Origin of the sequence: Flavobacterium faecale, assembly GCF_003076455.1 — a bacterium.
GTDB lineage: Bacteria > Bacteroidota > Bacteroidia > Flavobacteriales > Flavobacteriaceae > Flavobacterium > Flavobacterium faecale.
The window spans coordinates 1,698,343-1,716,238 of sequence record NZ_CP020918.1 but is presented as its reverse complement, the minus strand read 5'-3'; the positions used below and the strand labels follow the sequence as shown (position 1 = coordinate 1,716,238).

Genomic DNA, 17,896 nt, shown 5'->3' with positions numbered 1-17,896 from the left:
TAAGATTAGAGGCTAAAGTATTAGGAAACTTAACATTTAATTAAGATGTTTGTAACACTAATTCAAAATTTATTAAAATGAAACTAAAATTCAGTAGAATCTTAGTACTTTTCTTAGTACTAACAACGCAATTTATCATTGCGCAAGAAAGAGTTGTTTCAGGAGTTGTTTCTGACGACACAGGCTTACCCTTACCAGGTGTAAGTATTCTCGTAAAAGGAACAAAAACTGGTACGCAAACAAATTTTGACGGAAAATATTCCATTAAAGCAACACCAAAACAAGTTATCATCTTTAGTTATATCGGAATGGAAACTAAAGAAGTGACTGCAAGTTCAGCTACGATCAATGCCAAATTAGTTAGTACAGCAGTACAACTTGAAGGAGCAGTAGTAACTGCCTTTGGTATCAAAAAGCAAAAAAGAGCTTTAGCCGCTGGAACGTCTATTGTTACAGGTAAAGAACTTACCGAAGTAAACAACACAAACGTTTTTGAATCATTATCTGGAAAAATTGCCGGTGTTGATATTACAGCCCCAGCACAAGTTGGAGCATCATCTAAGGTGGTTATTAGAGGTTTTAACTCGTTATCAAACAGTAGCCCTCTTTACGTTATTGATGGTACACCTATCAACAATACCACTTCTAGTTCATCTGAAACAAGTGCTACAAGAACTTATGATGCAGGAACAGGAATAGGAGATGTTGACCCGAACAACATCGAAAGCATGACTGTACTTAAAGGTGCAGCTGCATCAGCACTTTACGGGTCTAGAGCGTCAAATGGTGTAATCATCATTACTACCAAATCTGGTAAAAACAATCAAAAACTTACTGTTGAGTTAAGTAGCTCAAGTGATTTTTCCGAAGTAGCTAGAGTACCTCATTTACAAAATGGATATGGTCAAGGTTGGGCTGGGAAATCATGGTCAAGTTGGTCAAATTCAACTAATACAGCTAGTAATGAAAATGGTTCTTGGGGACCAGCATACAATGGTGAAATAAGACTACATGGGGCAGTTATTGACAGCGGTCAACAAATCAAGCCTTATGTTGCACAAGAGAACAACATCAAAGACTTTTTTACAATCGGTCATACTTTTACAAATAGTGTACGTTTGAGTGGTGGTGGAGAAAATTCAAACTTCTCTATTAACTATACAGATGTTAATTCTGACGGTATCATACCTACAGATGCAGATGCTTACTTAAGAAGAACAGTAGGAATCAACGCTGGTGTTAATGGTAAAAAATTAAGTGTAAGAACTAGTATAAATTACGTTAAGAAAGATCAAAACGTTGTGAATACAGGTCAAGGTTCAGCATCAGGACAAGGTAACACCGTAATGCAAGAGTTATTACAAATACCTAGAGATATAAGTGTTGTAGATCAAAAAGATTACATCAATAATCCTTATGCTACAAATGATAACTTTTTAACTCCTTACGCTTCTAATCCTTACTTTACAGTAAGTGAAAACTCAACTAAAATTGACGGAAATAGAGTATATGGTAACGTAAGCATTGATTATAAATTCAACGAAAAATTATCTTTAAGCCATCAATTAGGTGGTGATTACGGAGTTGAAAAATTAAAATCTTATGGTGCCATAATTAACTATACTCCTGGTTCTGCACAAGCAAATGCTGCCACTATCCCAACTGTGGGAGGTGTAACCGAAAACACAAGAGAAAATGTACAATTTGACTCTAATACAATCTTGAGTTACAATACTACTATCAACGATGACATCAACATTACATCTTTTGTTGGATTCAATGCAAATCAGAGAAAAGCAAGCTTATTGCAAGCGACAATTACAAATCTTGACATTCCTGGATTTTACGAGTTATCCAACTCATCAGTAAAACCACAAGTTACTCAGCAAAACTCTTTTAGAAAAAGTTTTGGTGCGTTTGGGTCTATCGAAACAGCATACAAAAATCGTTATTTCTTAACTGTTACTGCTAGAAATGACTGGTCTTCTACTTTGCCTCAAGGAAACAACTCATACTTCTATTCTTCAGCAGCCTTAAGTGCTATTGTGTTGGATCAACAAGATTATTTCTTAAAACTAAGAGCTTCCTATGCAGAAATTGGTAAGGATACAGACGTTTATAAAACGCAATCCTCTTTAATTCAAGGAAATTCATCTTTAGGTTTTGGAAATATCTTCTTACCAATTGGAGGAGTTAATGGATATGAAGCTGCATCTAATTTAGGTAATAACCAATTAGTTCCAGAGAGAACAAATGAAATTGAATTTGGTTTTGAAACTAGTTTATTCAACAAAAGAGTATTCCTTGACGGATCATTCTACAGTAGAACTACAAATGACCTACTATTCAGTAGACCACTTCCTACTTCAAGTGGATACACGAGTCAAACAGCGAATATCTTAGATGTACGTAACAGAGGAGTTGAATTATTATTGAATGTTATACCAGTAAAAACAAAAGATTTCAAATGGGATATCACAACAACATTTACCAAAAATGAAGGTGAAGTACTTTCTATAGCTGGTGGTTTAGATAAAATCAACTTAGCCAGTAATTATGGTGTAACATTTAACGCTGTTAAAGGGCAACCTTTAGGTGTATTCTCTGCAAAAGTGCCTGTTGTCAATGAGCAAGGTCAATATGTTGTAGATGCTACAACAGGTTTCTACAAAGTAACAAACGATGAACAAAATATTGGAAATGCACAAAGAAAATTTGTAATGGGTTTAAAAAACGTATTTACATATAAAAATTTAGCATTAGCAATGGGGCTTGACTGGAAACAAGGTGGTAAAATGTATTCTTACACAAAAAGACTTTCTAACTTTACAGGTAACGGTATAGAGACTACCTACAACGGAAGAAATACTTTTATCGTACCAAACTCTGTTAACGAAGTTGTAAACGCAACTGGAGTAGTAACAGGTTATACTGAAAACACTAAACCTGTTGGATTTACAAGTGTTACCGATTTTTATAACACAAGTAATAACCCCGGAATTGAGCAATCACATGTTATCGACAAAACTTTTGTAAGACTAAGAGATGTATCATTAACATATACATTTGACTCATCATTAGTGAAAAGATTAGGATTAAGCAGAGCTAGCTTTAGCCTTTATGGTAAAAACTTAGCGCTATGGACTCCTAAAGACAACCCTTATGTTGATCCTGAATTATCTACTTTTGGAACAGGATTGTTAAGTGAGCAAGGTGAATTTGGTGGTAACCCTTCACAAAGAAGTTATGGTGCTAGCATTAAATTAACATTTTAAAAAGAAAGACAATGAAAAAATTCATATCAACAATATTAGTCATTGCAGCAACATTTACTGCTTGTAATACCGACTTAGACATTAATAGCGATCCGGATTCATTAAATCCAGCAAGCGCACCTTTATCTGCTCAATTACCAGCAGGTATTACTGGAATCATAGGACCTGAAGGAGCATCTCTAGCCATCATTGGTGGTATGTGGTCACAGTACTGGACACAAAGTAATTCAGCGAATCAGTTCAAAAACGTAGACAATTACAGTATTGGAACTTCCGATTACAACTATGCTTGGGATGCTATGTATGATGCCTTAGGTGACATTAGAAACATTAAAAGAAATGCATTAGCTCAAGAAAATTGGAATTACTATTTGATTGCAACAGTACTCGAAGTACAAGCTTCACAAGTTCTTACTGACTTTTATGGATCAATCCCATACAAAGAAGCTAACGACATCTCCAATTTAACTCCAAAATTCAATACCGGAGAAGAAGTTTACACCTTTATGATTGAAGATTTAAACTTGGCACTTTCTAAGGATTTATCAACTTCAAAAGGTATTGCACCTTCAAAAGATGATCTAATCTTTGCTGGTAACATGACAAAGTGGACTAAGTTTGCCAATACTTTAAAACTTAAAGTATTTATGAGACAATCAAATAGCTCAAGATCTGCAATTGCTAGTGCTGGTATAACTGCAATGATTACGGCAGGAACTCAGTTTTTGACTGAAGATGCCGGAATGAATCAATTTAAAGATGAAGTAAACCAAAGTAATCCATTATTCGAATTCAACAACAGAAAATTAAATGTTGCAACAAATTTGAGAATGAGTACTACTTTAGCTTCATATCTTGACCTTAATGCTGACGCTAGAAAAGCATCTTATTACTTGGAGGGAAATTCCTTAAACCAAGGAGACTATAGCAGTACCGTTGGAGCTGGAACAATTGCAATTGTAAATTTAAGCGCCTCTACCCCTGCTTTTTTAATGAGTACAGAAGAAAGTTACTTTTTGCAAGCAGAAGCTATGGTAAGATACAATGCTGGAACCGGTGCAAAAGCACTATACGACGCAGGTGTTCAAGCAAATTTTGCACGTTACAAAATAGCAGAGAAAGCAGTAACTCCTACTGCGTTATTAGCAGGAGCTTATGAGTTCCCTAATGCAGGCACACTTGAACAAAAAATTGAAGCTATCATCACTCAGAAATGGGTTGCTAGTTTCCCAGGAAATGGTTACGAAGCGTTTTTTGAAAAAAACAGAACAGGTTATCCTAAAACATCAGCAGTTTACCAAACAAATGCTAGTTACGTACCAGGACAATTTGTATATTCTTTAAATGGTGCTACAGATGGCAAATTCCCGCAAAGATTAGCCTACCCGCTAACGGAAAGAAATGCGAATCCAAACGTACCTACACTTTTACCAATAACTACTGCCATTTGGTGGAAATAAAATATTAACATTATGAGAAAATTAATCATCGCTATCTTTATTGCAAGCTCTCTCTTTACAGCTTGTACTAATGTAGAAACAGAGAATCTGTCGGCAATTACGTACTTTCCTGTATTTACAATTTCAGGAGCTAATCCATATTTTGTAGAACAAGGTACAACGTACGTAGAACCAGGTGCTGTCGCGAAAGCTGGAGCAACTATTGTTCCTACTATAACTACAGCAGTAGGAAAATACAGAGGCACAACAACACTTGACACATCAAAAATTGATGAATATGAAGTGACTTACAGCGCAACTAATGTTGACGGATTTGTAGGTAAAGGGTCTAGAAAAGTTATAATATACAAAACTGGAAACTTAGTAAATAGTATAGAAGGTGTTTACACTAGTACTATTTTGAGAAATGGAGTCAATGGAGGAGACAGTTACATAGATATTAAATACATCTATATCTGGAAAAAAGCTGATGGAACTTACCAAATATCCGACTCTTTTGGAGGATGGTATGAATTTGGTAGAGCAATTGCTCACAGTGAGTCTCCTGGTGGAATCATCAACGCTGTTGACATTCCAACAAATAACTTTACCTTCCCAGGAACACATTCTAATGCATACTTTGGAGGTACTGTAAAAATAACAGGATTAACAGTTAATCCTACTACTAAGCAGTTAGTAATGACCACAACTTGGGTTACAGGTGACACTACTTACAACTTCTTGGCAACATTAACACAAGTTCAACTTTAATATCGTAAAAATGAAAATATTAAAAAATAACATCATAAAACTCCTTTTTGGACTTCTAATCTTTGCATCATTCACGTCATGTGATGAAGGCGGGAATCCTGATGCAGGAGGAACAACAACTGAAGCATATGCTGGCGATTGGTTTATAACCATAACCGATGCCGCAGGAAAAGTACAAGTAGACCATGCTTTACATGCAACATATAATACAGCCGCAAATGATAATACCATGTGGGTAGATGATTGGACAGACAAACCAAAAAACAAGCCCGTAGGATGGTATTTGATGTCTAAAATTACAGTAAATCTTGAAAACGGAACATTTTCCGCTCCCTCACAAGCTAATTTGAACGATCCAGGAAGTACTGTAACCATTACAGATGGAAAGTTTGAAAAAGGAGCTGGATTATCAAAATCAGGTAAAGCAGTTGACAAAATTTCATTCAAGGCTACTTTTAGCTACGCTCCAAGTGATGTTTTAACATTTACGGGAGTTAAAAGAACAGGATTCTTAGAAGACGAATATTAGTCTATTAAACTTCTAATTTTTAAAAACCATCAGCTACTGCTGATGGTTTTTTTTATATATTTGCATCATGGAAAAAGAACATCAAATATTTGGAATAAGAGCAATAATTGAAGCAATTCAAGCAGGTGCAACAGTTGATAAAGTATACATTCAAAAAGAAGCTTCTGGTGAGCTAATGAAAGACTTAATGAAAGTTTTGAAACGAGGCAACATTAACTTCTCATATGTTCCTGTTGAAAAGCTAAACCGACTTACCCCAAACAACCACCAAGGTGCCGTTGCTAGTGTATCTCCTATTTCATTTTTTGACCTTGAAACTTTGATTGAGACAGTACTAGAAAATGGAAAAGCACCTTTGTTTTTAATTCTGGATCAAATATCAGATGCTCGTAATTTTGGCGCTATTATCCGTACTGCAGAGTGTACAGGTGTAAATGGAATCATTGTACAAAAATCAGGTTCTGCTCCTGTAAATGGAGACACTGTTAAAACATCAGCAGGTGCCGTTTTTAATATTCCGATTTGTAAAGTAGAACATATTAAAGATGCCATCTTCTTATTGCAAGCTAGCGGAATCAAAACCGTTGCTGCTACTGAAAAAACAGATAAAAACATTTTTGAGATATCATTAACCGAAGGCGTAGCAATAATCATGGGATCAGAAGATCGAGGTGTAAACCCATCCGTTCTAAAAATAGTTGATGAGAAAGCAAAGTTACCTATGTTTGGAACAATTGGTTCATTAAATGTTTCTGTCGCTTGCGGTGCCTTTTTATACGAAGCTGTAAGACAAAGACAATAAATCAGACTATTCTTCCCGACAAGGGCTTATTTTCCTAGGGATATAAATATAATATAAAACGAATTAGAGCTTGGGCTTTGGTTCGTTTTTTTATTGAAATATAAAATCAAAGCTTACAGATTTTTTTCGTCTAAAATATATAAATCCCAATGTTGCAAATGTGTAACATTTAGACCAAACTAGATGACTCTTTAATAAACATAAGTACTTCCCCGTTCTACTAGTTTAATAGTTTTACCTATCCCGATTTAACACTTAAATGTACCGTTTTCTAGACATATTTACAACAATAACCTTCCGTTACTCCCCTACTTTAAGATTGTTCATATTTAGCTTAAGAACAGTTAAATTAAAAGTATTGAGGTATATGATTTATAAACATAATTAGCCTTTTTTGATCTCAGAAACCAGAACTTATCAATACCCTTACACCCTTGAAATAGACATAGTATCTATAACTTTTGTTAAACAAAACCTAGCAAAGGCAATCTAATTATGGTCCAAATAAAATCACTTTTTTTCTAGGAAAAAGTAGAATTATAATTTAAAGACGCTTTTTAAATCGGACTAGATCTTACACCGATTATTAATACATAATCAATTTACTACTTAAAAAACAAATAGATAATCATAACCAATAATTATTGTGTTAAAACAATAAGAATACTGTTTTATTTTACCCTTTAAAATTTGAAACTGAATAAAAAATCTAGAAAAAATATAGAATTAATAAAAATCCATTTTAAATCACTTAAGCAAAAAATACTTAAAAAACACGCTAGTATTATTAACAAATTATTAAGACATTCGAATGCTAATTTAAAACGAATTAAAATGAAGCTAAATTTACATGGAATCTTAGTACTTATGCTAGTACTTGTGACGCAATTATCATTTGCGCAAGGAAGAATTGTTTCGGGAGTCGTTTCAGAAAACACAGGTTTACCTTTCCCAGGGGTAAGTGTGTTAATTAAAGGAACACAAATTGGAACACAGACTGATATTGATGGAAAGTATTCTATCAAGGCAGCGCCAAATCAGGTTTTGATCTTTAGCTTTATTGGAAACAAAACTCAAGAAGTTAAGGCTACAGCAACAAAGCTGAACATTAAAATGGAATCTACAACAGAGCAACTTGATGAAGTTGTACTGATTGGATACGGTTCACAGAAAAAAAGAGAAATAACGGGATCACAATCTTCTATTAAAGGTAGAGATTTAGACAACTTAGTTACTGCGAGTTTCGAGTCTCAACTTGCAGGTCGTGCTGCGGGTGTACAAGTGGTAACAAACTCTGGAATATTAGGTGCTGCACCTATATTCAGAATTAGAGGAGTTGCTTCTATTACAGGTGGAACATATCCTTTGATAATTGTAGATGGTGTGCCTATTGTAACTGGAGACACGGGAGGGGTGGCTTCTACAAATGGACTGGGAGACATCAATCCAAACGATATTGAATCGTACGAAATCTTAAAAGATGGAGCAGCTACTGCAATTTATGGCTCGAGAGCTGCAAATGGAGTGGTATTGATTACTACTAAAAGCGGTAAAAAAGGTTCAATAAAAACTAGTTTCAATAATTCTTACGGTTTTTCAAATGCTGTAAAATTATATGATTTACTACAAACACCAGACTTCTTAACGATTTCGAAAGAAAAAGGAAACTATGCCGCAGGTAGTACTTATAATACTGATTGGCAAAAAGCAACCTTAAAAAGTAATGCTGCACAAGTAAATAATACATTGTCTATGAGTGGTGGTACTGATAAAGGTAGATTTTATGTATCTCTTGGAGCTAGCGATTTGGAAGGTATCGCAACAGCTAATGATATGAAGCGATATACTGTAAGAACAAATGTGGATGCCAATGTAACAAAATGGTTAACTATTGGAACAAACATTGGACTTACCAAAACTGAATACAACGGATTAAATACTGGAGGAACAACTGGTAATGCATTATCTGGAAGTATATACGCAGCAACAAAAATGCTACCAAACACACCTATTTATGATGCTGCCAATGCAATTGGATACAATCTAGATTTAGTAAATAACAGAGTTGGACAAGCAGATAACATTATACCAATTGCAAACAACCTACCTAATATTGTGTATATATTAGACAAAAATAAATATTCATCTAAAATAACTAGAATCTTAGCTAGTGCATTTGCAAGCGCAAAAATTACACCAGACTTAGAATTTAGAATGCAGGGAAGTATTGATAATTCAATCAACAAAGGTTTTCAATATTTAAACCCAGTTAATGGAGATGGTTTTTCAAGCCAAGGGTACTTATACAATGACAATACTGAATACTTACGCTACAACTGGCAAAATATTTTGAACTACAACAAAACTTTTGCTACTAATCACACTGTTGGTATAACTGCAGTATCTGAATATCAAAAACAAAATTATGATAACTTTTGGGGAGAAGGCAAAATATTACTTAATGAATTCTACAACAAAGGTTTAATTACAAACGCTTATTCTACAAAAGATTCAGGAGGTTCACAAACTCAAAACGGAATTATGTCTTACGTAGGACGTATTAATTATAACTTCGCTAAGAGATATTTCATCCAAGCATCTATTCGTAGAGATGGAATTTCAAAATTAAGTGAAGCTACAAGATGGAACAACTTTACAGGAGTATCTGGAGGATGGACAATATCTAATGAGAAGTTCATGGAAGGAATTAAAGATGTAGTTTCTGATTTAAAAATTAGAGGATCCTATTCTGAAGTTGGAAATACTGATATTGGAAATTACCCTTACTTAGGACTTACTTCAAGTTCACCTTACGGGACTTTGAATGGAATTGCTTATTCTCAATTTGGAAATGACCAATTGCAATGGGAAAGAAGTAAGAAAACAGATTTTGGAGTTGATTTAGGATTATTCAATAACAAGGTAAATTTAACATTTGACTACTTTAAGAATAACGTAGATCAGTTAATTTTAGCCGCTCCTACAGCTCCGTCACTTGGTATCCCATTTAATACTGTAAATAAGAATATTGGATCTCTTGATAATAAAGGACTAGAATTTAGTGCTAGTTACAAATTGGTTAAAGGAAATTTCAGCTGGAATGTTTCTGCTAATGTTACTTTTATCGAAAACAAAGTAAATAAATTATTTGCCGGACAAGATATTCTTTATGACTACAACATTATTAGAGAAGGTGAGCCATTAAAAGCGCTTTATGGGTATAGATATTATGGAGTAAATGCTACAAACGGAAATCCAATTTACTATAAAGCAGATAATACTTTAGTGGAAGGAAATGCTAATACTTCGAAATACACAGTTTATGACCCAGCCAATCCTGGTGTAACTGGTGCAGCAAGCTCATTGGATGCATCGAAAGATAAATCAGTTTTAGGTAATACTTTACCAACATACTATGGTGCTTTGAATAACAACTTTACTTACAAAGGATTCGACTTTGGATTCATGTTTAGATTTAGCGGTGGAAACAAAATTTTTAACGCAACGCGTAGAGATTTAGTAACACAAGATTTCTCAAACAATGGAACTGAAATTTTAGGAAGATGGCAAAGTGCTACAAATCCTGGAGATGGATGGACTCCTAGAATTGTTGGAGGTTCAAATACATTTACAAATTTAACTGGACACTTAACTACGCGTTTCGTAGAAAATGGTGATTTCATTTCATTAGATAATATTACTTTAGGGTATACACTACCATCTTCTATCACTAAAAAATTAAAAATAGATACTATTCGTATTTATACTTTAGGACAAGGATTAGTAATGATAACTAAGTATACTGGAATTAATCCTGAAATGCAAAATACCCAAGTTACACAGTATTCTGGTGTAGATTACATTGGAACACCTAGATCAAAAACAATTTCATTTGGTGTAAATGTTAACTTTTAATAATAAATAACATGAAAAATATAATTAAAACCATAATACTCACAGCAGTAGTTTTAGGAATGAATTCCTGCTCAGAGTCTAATTTATTAGAGCTTAGCCCAATAAATAATATATCTGAAGCTGATGCTTTCACATCTCCTTCTTTGATTGCTGCTTCCATGAACGGTGTATACAATGCCGCTGCGGTAGGACAGTACACTAGTACAAGTACAAATGGAGGTCGAGGGTATTTATGGGGAGCTGCTTTTGTAGAGCAAGGAGATTGTAGAGGTGAAGATGTAGTAAATACTGGGACCTTTTACCAGTTAACATACACTGCGACTTATGATGCAACAACAGCAAACAACGTGTATTATTGGATCGATGGATACCGTTTAATAAACCGTTGTAATTTAATGATCGAAGGAGTTAACACTGCTGTAGCTCAAGGTATAATCACTAGCGCAGTAGGTAATGACTATATTGGTCAAGCAAAATTTTTACGTGCAATTACACACTTTGAGCTTTTAAATTTCTTTGCAAGATGTTATAATTTCACACCTACAGCAAGCCATTTAGGAATTCCTTATAGAGAGGTAGGGATAAACACTCAAGCTGAAATTGACTCTGAAGTTTTGAAACCAAGAAATACTGTTGAAGAATGTTACACTAAAATTCTAGCTGATTTAACAGCTGCTGAAAACCAAATCACAACTACAGGTATAGCAAAAGCATCAAAAGGTGCTGCTATCGCATTTAAAACTAGAGTTTATTTGCACAAAAGAGAATGGTCAAATGTTATTACAGAGGGGAACAAGTTAAAAACTTTGTATTCATTGACAGCAAATCCTGGAGACGTATTTGTATTGGCCAATAATTTCAACAATACAGAATCTATTTTTTCTACTCAACACACAAGTACAATTAACCCTACCACAAATGGAGCATTAGCTTCAATGTATGGTGGACGTAGATTGGTAGCTATTAGCCCAATTATTTGGAGAAATACAAGTTGGTTAAGTGACGATAAAAGAAGAAACTCTACTGCATTAACCGGAATGGTACAAAACGTATCAGGACGTATGTATACTAACAAATATAAAGACATCACAACATATACGGATGGTGCCCCAGTGATTCGTTATGCAGAGGTGGTATTAAACATGGCAGAAGCAAGTGCTCGTTTAACAACTCCTGATTTAGGAACAGCATTGACTTTGTTAAATTCAGTTAGAAACAGATCGCTCGCTACACCAGCAACGCAAGCTTACACTGCTGCCACATTAAGCACACCAACCGCAATGATTAATGCTATTTTGACAGAAAGAAGAATTGAGTTTTTGATGGAAGGAAGAAGATGGTCTGACATTCAACGTTTAGAGAAAGACAATTTAGCTCCAATCGCAGGAATCCCTGCAAAATATGCTAACGTACTTCCACCAGCTGCTGATTATACACTTGGGACTGCTTACACAGGAGCTCTTACTGTCTTAGCAATACCTGCAGCTGACACAAGATTCTTATGGCCTATACCACAAGTAGAGAATAACACTAACCCTACTTTGGCAGCACAGCAGAATCCAGGTTGGTAACTGAAAAATAGCTAATAGGTTCACCTATTCAGTACTATAAAACGAATTAGAGCTCAGGCTCTGATTCGTTTTTTTTGTTTTCGGTAATCTCGTAATTAATATTCCAATCAGAATAAAAGTAAGGTTCGGGCTCAGGCTCAGGTTCCGGGAGCTTAACAAAATTTCCGTTTTCATCGAAGCGTTGCATAAATTTATCGTCGCTAGGATCATATTCTGGACGCTCCCAATCATATTTTATAGGTTTTTGGTAGTCTGGTGTTTTCTTAGCAAAAGCTAGTACGAGCCCCGTTATAAATCCAGCGAGATGACCTTCCCATGAAACTACTTCGTCTCCCTTTGGAAAAACATACCACACCATTCCGCCATACACTACGATGACCGTTAGTGACAAGGCAACCAATCGGTAGTATTTACTGATAATCCCCTTAAAAAATATAAAACTGAAAAGGACATAAATCAATCCGCTGGCTCCAATATGGAAACTTGAACGCCCAATTAACCATGTGCCCAAGCCTGAAAATAGGATTCCGAATACCATGACCGACGCTGCTTCTTTGGCATAAAAAAACTGCAAAGCTGCTAGTAATACAAAAAGTGGTAACGAATTATTATACAAATGACTTAGATCGGAATGAATAAAGGGACTAAAAACAACGCCTTGCAACCCTAAAAAAGTGCGTGGATATATTCCGTGAATAAAAAAATCAAAGTCAAAGCGTATTTGAAGCCAATAGACAATCCAGAGCGAAAGCACAAAAAAAAGTGGTAACGCCCAAACGCTATTAGTATATTTAAAATCGTGAGTCATGCTATAAATTTGAAGATTGGAAATCAATAATGACTCCAAACGCAATTTAGTGCAATTTTGTCATAGTTCTTAAATATTTCAGAGCATCTGCTTTTAAGAAGCTAAAGCACTAATTTTATTTTAAAGTATTTTTATTTCCTCAAATCCACATGAATTAAATTTGATTTTTTTGAGCCACATTAATGCTGTTTTCTTTTTCTATTGTAAAATTCATGGGGTAGTTTGTTGAATTTGCAAGTAGTAGTTAAAAACCAATTTCATTTTTAAACCAACTGCCCTAACCCTGACCTGCCTGCCGGCAGGCAGGTTGGAGCAGTATCCTTTTTCTCTTGATTTTTTTTTCGAAATAAAAAGATATAGCATCTCGAAGCGTCGGGAGCAGGAAATAGCTCCTAAAAATAAATTTAGAATGCTTAATTTTGTAGAAATGATTAACGATTAACGATTCTTGATACCCGATTTAAACAAATGGAAGCACCTTTAGCAGAACGCATACGCCCACAATCGTTGGAAGACTACATAAGCCAATCGCACTTGGTAGGCCCAAACGGCTCGCTAACACAGCAAATTGCAAGAGGAATCATCCCTTCGCTCCTACTATGGGGACCTCCTGGCACAGGAAAAACGACTTTGGCACAAATCATTGCACAAGAGTCGAAACGACCTTTTTTTGTACTTAGCGCCATTAATTCGGGTGTGAAAGACATCAGGGAAGTGATTGACAAAGCGAAACAAAGTGGTGGCTTGTTTACAGCCAAAAACCCGATTTTGTTTATTGATGAGATTCACCGTTTTAGCAAATCACAGCAAGATTCCTTGTTGGCCGCTGTAGAGAAAGGTTGGATTACTTTGATTGGTGCCACGACCGAAAACCCGAGTTTTGAGGTGATTCCCGCTTTGCTGTCTCGCTGTCAAGTCTATATATTAAACTCGTTTACAAAGGATGATTTATTGTCATTATTGCATCGAGCACTGAAAACAGACCCTTATTTACAGACTAAAAAAATAGAATTAGATGAAACAGAGGCGCTAATGCGACTTTCGGGTGGTGATGGACGTAAGTTATTGAATATCTTTGAATTGGTCGTAAACGCCTCTGCTGGAGACGAAATAAAAATCACGAATAGTTTGGTTTTGCAATTGGTACAACAAAATACGGTTTTGTATGACAAAAGTGGTGAACAGCATTATGACATCGTTTCGGCTTTTATAAAATCAATACGCGGTAGTGATCCAAACGGAGCTGTCTATTGGCTGGCTCGAATGATAGAAGGTGGTGAAGATGTGAAATTTATTGCTCGCAGAATGCTAATTGCTGCCAGTGAAGATATTGGTAACGCAAATCCAACGGCCTTGATTATGGCTAACAATACGTTTCAGGCGGTGACCACTATTGGCTATCCTGAAAGTAGAATAATATTGAGTCAGTGTGCGGTTTATTTGGCTACTTCGCCCAAAAGTAACAGTAGTTATATGGCGATAAATAATGCACAACAACTAGTAAAACAAACAGGAGATTTGTCGGTACCTATCCATTTAAGGAATGCACCAACGAAATTAATGAAGGAATTGGGGTATGGTGATGAGTACAAATACTCACATGATTATGCAAACAATTTTGAAACCCAAGAATATTTGCCTAAAGAATTATCTAAAACGGTATTGTATAATCCAGGGCAAAATTCTCGAGAAAATACAACTCGAGAATTTTTGAAAAACCGCTGGAAAGATAAATATGGGTATTAAGCTTTTGGCACTTGGCCATTTGCTTTTGGCTGCAATTATTTAAAATTTTACTGCTATAACCTCAGATACTAAGGCGCCATTTTGGTATGAATCAAAAAACCATTGATTGTCTCTTAATGTCAAAATACCTTGTACGTCTCCCTTGATGGCGATGAATGAATTTGGGTTACCGGTTTTCATCAACTTCATGACTACTTTTGGCGTTTTGTCAATTAGTTGATAACCTGTATCTGTAGGTTGTGCGTATAAAGTTGCCTCGTTTACTGTTGCAGCAACTGTAGAAACCGGTGCGGCTACGACTTGCTTAACTGGCATTACTTGCTCTTTGACTACTGCGGGAGTAGCGGCTACCACATTTCCTGATCCAGCGTTACCGTTGTATTTGTATCCTAATTTTTTTACAGACTCGAATGCATTGTTTAAAGCTTCTTTGTATGCCTCACCAAAATCTTTTTCTTTACTCTTACCTACCTCTGATGTGTAGATTACTTTTCCGAAGCAGTCTTTGAATTCAATATATAATTTGGTAGACAAAAAACCAGAATCTTTGACTACGTCTAGATTTAATACGCTGCATCGGTTTGGATATTGATCTGCAAAATTTACATTTGAATAAATACCAACAAAACCAGCTTCCTCCAGATTGTATTTGGTGATTGTCGATAAGCGGTATTGGTTTTCTTCGCTCAAAAAACTAAATTTTGTGGGTACAATAACAGCTGCATAATCATTAATTGATTGTGCAAAAATTGAGTTTGAAAGTATTGCAAATAATAGTATTAATTTTGTTTTCATGTTTATTCGTATTGTTAGAGTTGTTGTTTTTAAAGGGAATTAAAGAAAATCTTTCAGCTTGAGTAAATGATCGACTTGCTTTATGGACGATGATAAGTCATTGCTATATTCTCCAAAAAATATAGCGTCTAGACCCACATCAAGCGCACCTTGTACGTCTGCATCTATAGAGTCGCCTATCATAATGCTACTTTCTTTTTTTGCTTTTGACTTTTCCAAAGCATATTCAAATATGGCTGGATTCGGTTTTTTGACACCTGCCATCTCTGAGTTGGTAATTGTAGCAAAATAAGGTGTAAGCAGCGAATTATTCATCTTTCGATCTTGAACCTCAGCAAAACCATTAGTAATAATATGCAAGGTATATTTGGATTTTAAATAATCAAGAATCTCAAAGGCACCATCGAATAAATGATTGTGATCAGGCAAAATATCGATATATTGATCAGAAATAAAATCAATTTCGTCATCGTTGATCGAATAAGACAAAGCATCAAAAGAGAACTTCAAACGATTATAACGGAGTTCTTGATGGGTTATTTTATTGTATTGAAATAATTTCCAACAAGATTGGTTGATTGGAACATATTCTTTAATAAAATCATCAATCTGAATCGTTGGATGTCTTTGAGATAAAATAGTGTCGAATGCTAGTGTCGAATTTTTATCAAAATCCCATAAGGTATGGTCCAAATCAAAAAAAACGTCTGTAATGTGTGGTACTCTCATAATGGCTTAAAAAATTCCTTCATCTACAAAGCTAAAATAATTATTCTCGGTAACAATCAAATGGTCCAAAACTTTAACTTCTAGACTGTCTCCCGCCGCTTTTAATTTTCGAGTAATATTCTTATCTGCTTCACTCGGGACCAAGGTACCTGATGGATGGTTGTGACATAAAATTAAGGATACTGCTCCCAACTCCAAAGCATTTTTAAAGACCAATCGCACATCTACGAGTGTGCCCGTGATGCCTCCGATACTCAATTGCCTTTTCGAGATTATTTTATTAGAATTATTCAAATATAAAATCCAAAATTCTTCATGTGGCAGTTCACCTATAATAGGTTGCATAATCTCAAAAACCAGTTTACTCGAGGTTACTTTGGTTAATTCTACTGCATCCTCTGCCCTACGCCTGCGCCCTAACTCAGAGGCCGCCATGATCGAAATTGCCTTTGCCTCTCCTATCCCCTTAAATTCGGTTAACTGTGACAAAGACATTTTGCCCAAAGCATTTAGGTTTCCCCCAACCGAATTTAGGATTCGTTTGCTTAACTCTACCGCCGATTCGTTGCGACTACCTGAACCTATAAGAATAGCTATTAACTCAGCATCACTCAAGGCTGCTTTCCCTTTGAGCATTAATTTTTCACGAGGTTTGTCGTCCTCAGACCAATGGGTAATTGGGAAATGATTGTTTTCCATAACAAATTAATTTTTAAGTAGCTAGCCAATCTCACAGTACGCTAATCTACATAAAAAAGGTAATGAGATTACATTTTATTTCGATACTAAACTGAAAATTGTTTACTTTTAAAATAAAAAGATGAGAGTTTTTCCACTTTTATTACTGTGTCTTTTATTTTCGAATTGTATCGAAAAGGAAAAAAGTAAAATTGCGGTGCTCAGTACACAAAACAGCCCACCTTCGTTTGAACGTAAACTATCTGATGCCGCATTATCAATACTAAATCCTAGCATACGATATGATCCAAGTTACATTTCGATACAATACCCAAATGGAGATGTTCCTGCTACTACAGGCGTTTGCACAGATGTAGTGATACGCACGTATAGAAAGCTAAAAATTGATTTACAGAAAGAAGTTCACGAAGATATGCTGTCCAATTTTGCTTTATATCCAAACTTTGAAAAATGGGGAATGACTAAAACTGATACCAATATAGACCACCGAAGAGTTCCAAATTTGGAGGTGTTTTTTGAACGAAAAGGGCAAAAACTGCCTGTGAGTACACTTGGCAATGATTACAAAACGGGAGAAATAGTTACTTGGATGATTAACGATAAATTACCTCACATTGGTATTATCACGCACAAAAAATCAGCAGATGGACAACGAAACCTCATTGTGCATAATGTAGGCGGCGGACAAGTACTAGAAGATTGCTTATTTGACTACAAAATTGTAGGGCATTATAAATATAAAAAAGAGTAAGAGCAACAACTTCAAATTACCGAGTAGTACTAGTACCCAATAAAATTATTGCTCTTACCTCAAAAT

The 17,896-nt window shown here is 35.3% G+C and carries 13 protein-coding genes; 9 read left to right on the top strand and 4 right to left on the bottom strand.

Annotation, left to right across the window (positions count from 1 at the left end; genetic code table 11):
* The first annotated feature begins 77 nt into the window (after window positions 1-77).
* The 7 genes from FFWV33_RS07460 (at window position 78) to FFWV33_RS07430 (ending at window position 12,302) form a co-directional block, all read left to right on the top strand.
* Window positions 78-3,275 carry a SusC/RagA family TonB-linked outer membrane protein gene (locus FFWV33_RS07460; protein ID WP_108740323.1) on the top strand — a complete coding sequence of 1,066 codons (3,198 nt, stop codon included), beginning with the start codon at window positions 78-80 and terminating at the stop codon, window positions 3,273-3,275.
* A gap of 11 nt (window positions 3,276-3,286) precedes the next feature.
* Window positions 3,287-4,735, top strand: coding sequence for a SusD/RagB family nutrient-binding outer membrane lipoprotein (locus tag FFWV33_RS07455; RefSeq protein ID WP_108740322.1), 1,449 nt, complete (start codon window positions 3,287-3,289; stop codon window positions 4,733-4,735).
* 12 nt (window positions 4,736-4,747) lie between these two features.
* Window positions 4,748-5,485 (top strand): immunoglobulin-like domain-containing protein, encoded by a 738-nt coding sequence (locus tag FFWV33_RS07450; RefSeq protein WP_108740321.1) that lies wholly within the window; start codon window positions 4,748-4,750, stop codon window positions 5,483-5,485.
* Window positions 5,486-5,495: 10 nt separating this feature from the next.
* The gene (locus tag FFWV33_RS07445) at window positions 5,496-6,014 is read left to right on the top strand and encodes a lipid-binding protein (protein ID WP_108740320.1); all 519 of its coding nucleotides are present in this window, start codon (window positions 5,496-5,498) and stop codon (window positions 6,012-6,014) included.
* 67 nt (window positions 6,015-6,081) lie between these two features.
* Window positions 6,082-6,816 (top strand): 23S rRNA (guanosine(2251)-2'-O)-methyltransferase RlmB, encoded by a 735-nt coding sequence (gene rlmB, locus FFWV33_RS07440; protein ID WP_108740319.1) that lies wholly within the window; start codon window positions 6,082-6,084, stop codon window positions 6,814-6,816.
* Window positions 6,817-7,650: 834 nt separating this feature from the next.
* Window positions 7,651-10,731: a SusC/RagA family TonB-linked outer membrane protein gene (locus tag FFWV33_RS07435; RefSeq protein WP_108742494.1), complete on the top strand. Its 3,081-nt coding sequence runs from the start codon at window positions 7,651-7,653 to the stop codon at window positions 10,729-10,731.
* Window positions 10,732-10,742: 11 nt separating this feature from the next.
* Window positions 10,743-12,302 (top strand): RagB/SusD family nutrient uptake outer membrane protein, encoded by a 1,560-nt coding sequence (locus tag FFWV33_RS07430; protein ID WP_108740318.1) that lies wholly within the window; start codon window positions 10,743-10,745, stop codon window positions 12,300-12,302.
* Between the two features lie 46 nt (window positions 12,303-12,348).
* On the opposite strand, the gene FFWV33_RS07425 is transcribed toward FFWV33_RS07430, so the two are convergent.
* Window positions 12,349-13,110, bottom strand: coding sequence for a rhomboid family intramembrane serine protease (locus FFWV33_RS07425; protein WP_108740317.1), 762 nt, complete (start codon window positions 13,108-13,110; stop codon window positions 12,349-12,351).
* 468 nt (window positions 13,111-13,578) lie between these two features.
* On the opposite strand from FFWV33_RS07425, the gene FFWV33_RS07420 reads away from it, so the two are divergent.
* Window positions 13,579-14,856, top strand: coding sequence for a replication-associated recombination protein A (locus tag FFWV33_RS07420; RefSeq protein ID WP_108740316.1), 1,278 nt, complete (start codon window positions 13,579-13,581; stop codon window positions 14,854-14,856).
* 39 nt (window positions 14,857-14,895) lie between these two features.
* On the opposite strand, the gene FFWV33_RS07415 is transcribed toward FFWV33_RS07420, so the two are convergent.
* Genes FFWV33_RS07415 through radC form a run of 3 tightly spaced genes read right to left on the bottom strand, consistent with a single transcriptional unit; the run spans window position 14,896 to window position 17,079 of the window.
* On the bottom strand, window positions 14,896-15,651 hold the full coding sequence (locus tag FFWV33_RS07415) for a hypothetical protein (RefSeq protein ID WP_108740315.1): 756 nt from the start codon (window positions 15,649-15,651) through the stop codon (window positions 14,896-14,898).
* Between the two features lie 39 nt (window positions 15,652-15,690).
* The gene (locus FFWV33_RS07410) at window positions 15,691-16,380 is read right to left on the bottom strand and encodes a YjjG family noncanonical pyrimidine nucleotidase (RefSeq protein ID WP_108740314.1); all 690 of its coding nucleotides are present in this window, start codon (window positions 16,378-16,380) and stop codon (window positions 15,691-15,693) included.
* Window positions 16,381-16,386: 6 nt separating this feature from the next.
* Entirely contained in the window at window positions 16,387-17,079 is a 693-nt protein-coding gene (gene radC, locus FFWV33_RS07405) for a RadC family protein (protein ID WP_108740313.1), read from the bottom strand.
* 121 nt (window positions 17,080-17,200) lie between these two features.
* Between radC and FFWV33_RS07400 the strand changes: the two genes are divergently transcribed.
* Entirely contained in the window at window positions 17,201-17,830 is a 630-nt protein-coding gene (locus tag FFWV33_RS07400; protein WP_108740312.1) for a DUF1287 domain-containing protein, read from the top strand.
* Window positions 17,831-17,896 lie beyond the last annotated feature (66 nt).

What these genes read in the sequence shown, in the direction of transcription:
- radC (WP_108740313.1), bottom strand. Translation starts at nt 17,079, where the DNA reads ATGGAAAACAATCATTTCCCAATTACCCATTGGTCTGAGGACGACAAA.
- FFWV33_RS07435 (WP_108742494.1), top strand. Translation starts at nt 7,651, where the DNA reads ATGAAGCTAAATTTACATGGAATCTTAGTACTTATGCTAGTACTTGTG.
- FFWV33_RS07460 (WP_108740323.1), top strand. Translation starts at nt 78, where the DNA reads ATGAAACTAAAATTCAGTAGAATCTTAGTACTTTTCTTAGTACTAACA.
- FFWV33_RS07420 (WP_108740316.1), top strand. Translation starts at nt 13,579, where the DNA reads ATGGAAGCACCTTTAGCAGAACGCATACGCCCACAATCGTTGGAAGAC.
- FFWV33_RS07450 (WP_108740321.1), top strand. Translation starts at nt 4,748, where the DNA reads ATGAGAAAATTAATCATCGCTATCTTTATTGCAAGCTCTCTCTTTACA.
- FFWV33_RS07415 (WP_108740315.1), bottom strand. Translation starts at nt 15,651, where the DNA reads ATGAAAACAAAATTAATACTATTATTTGCAATACTTTCAAACTCAATT.
- FFWV33_RS07425 (WP_108740317.1), bottom strand. Translation starts at nt 13,110, where the DNA reads ATGACTCACGATTTTAAATATACTAATAGCGTTTGGGCGTTACCACTT.
- FFWV33_RS07455 (WP_108740322.1), top strand. Translation starts at nt 3,287, where the DNA reads ATGAAAAAATTCATATCAACAATATTAGTCATTGCAGCAACATTTACT.
- FFWV33_RS07410 (WP_108740314.1), bottom strand. Translation starts at nt 16,380, where the DNA reads ATGAGAGTACCACACATTACAGACGTTTTTTTTGATTTGGACCATACC.
- FFWV33_RS07400 (WP_108740312.1), top strand. Translation starts at nt 17,201, where the DNA reads ATGAGAGTTTTTCCACTTTTATTACTGTGTCTTTTATTTTCGAATTGT.
- rlmB (WP_108740319.1), top strand. Translation starts at nt 6,082, where the DNA reads ATGGAAAAAGAACATCAAATATTTGGAATAAGAGCAATAATTGAAGCA.
- FFWV33_RS07445 (WP_108740320.1), top strand. Translation starts at nt 5,496, where the DNA reads ATGAAAATATTAAAAAATAACATCATAAAACTCCTTTTTGGACTTCTA.
- FFWV33_RS07430 (WP_108740318.1), top strand. Translation starts at nt 10,743, where the DNA reads ATGAAAAATATAATTAAAACCATAATACTCACAGCAGTAGTTTTAGGA.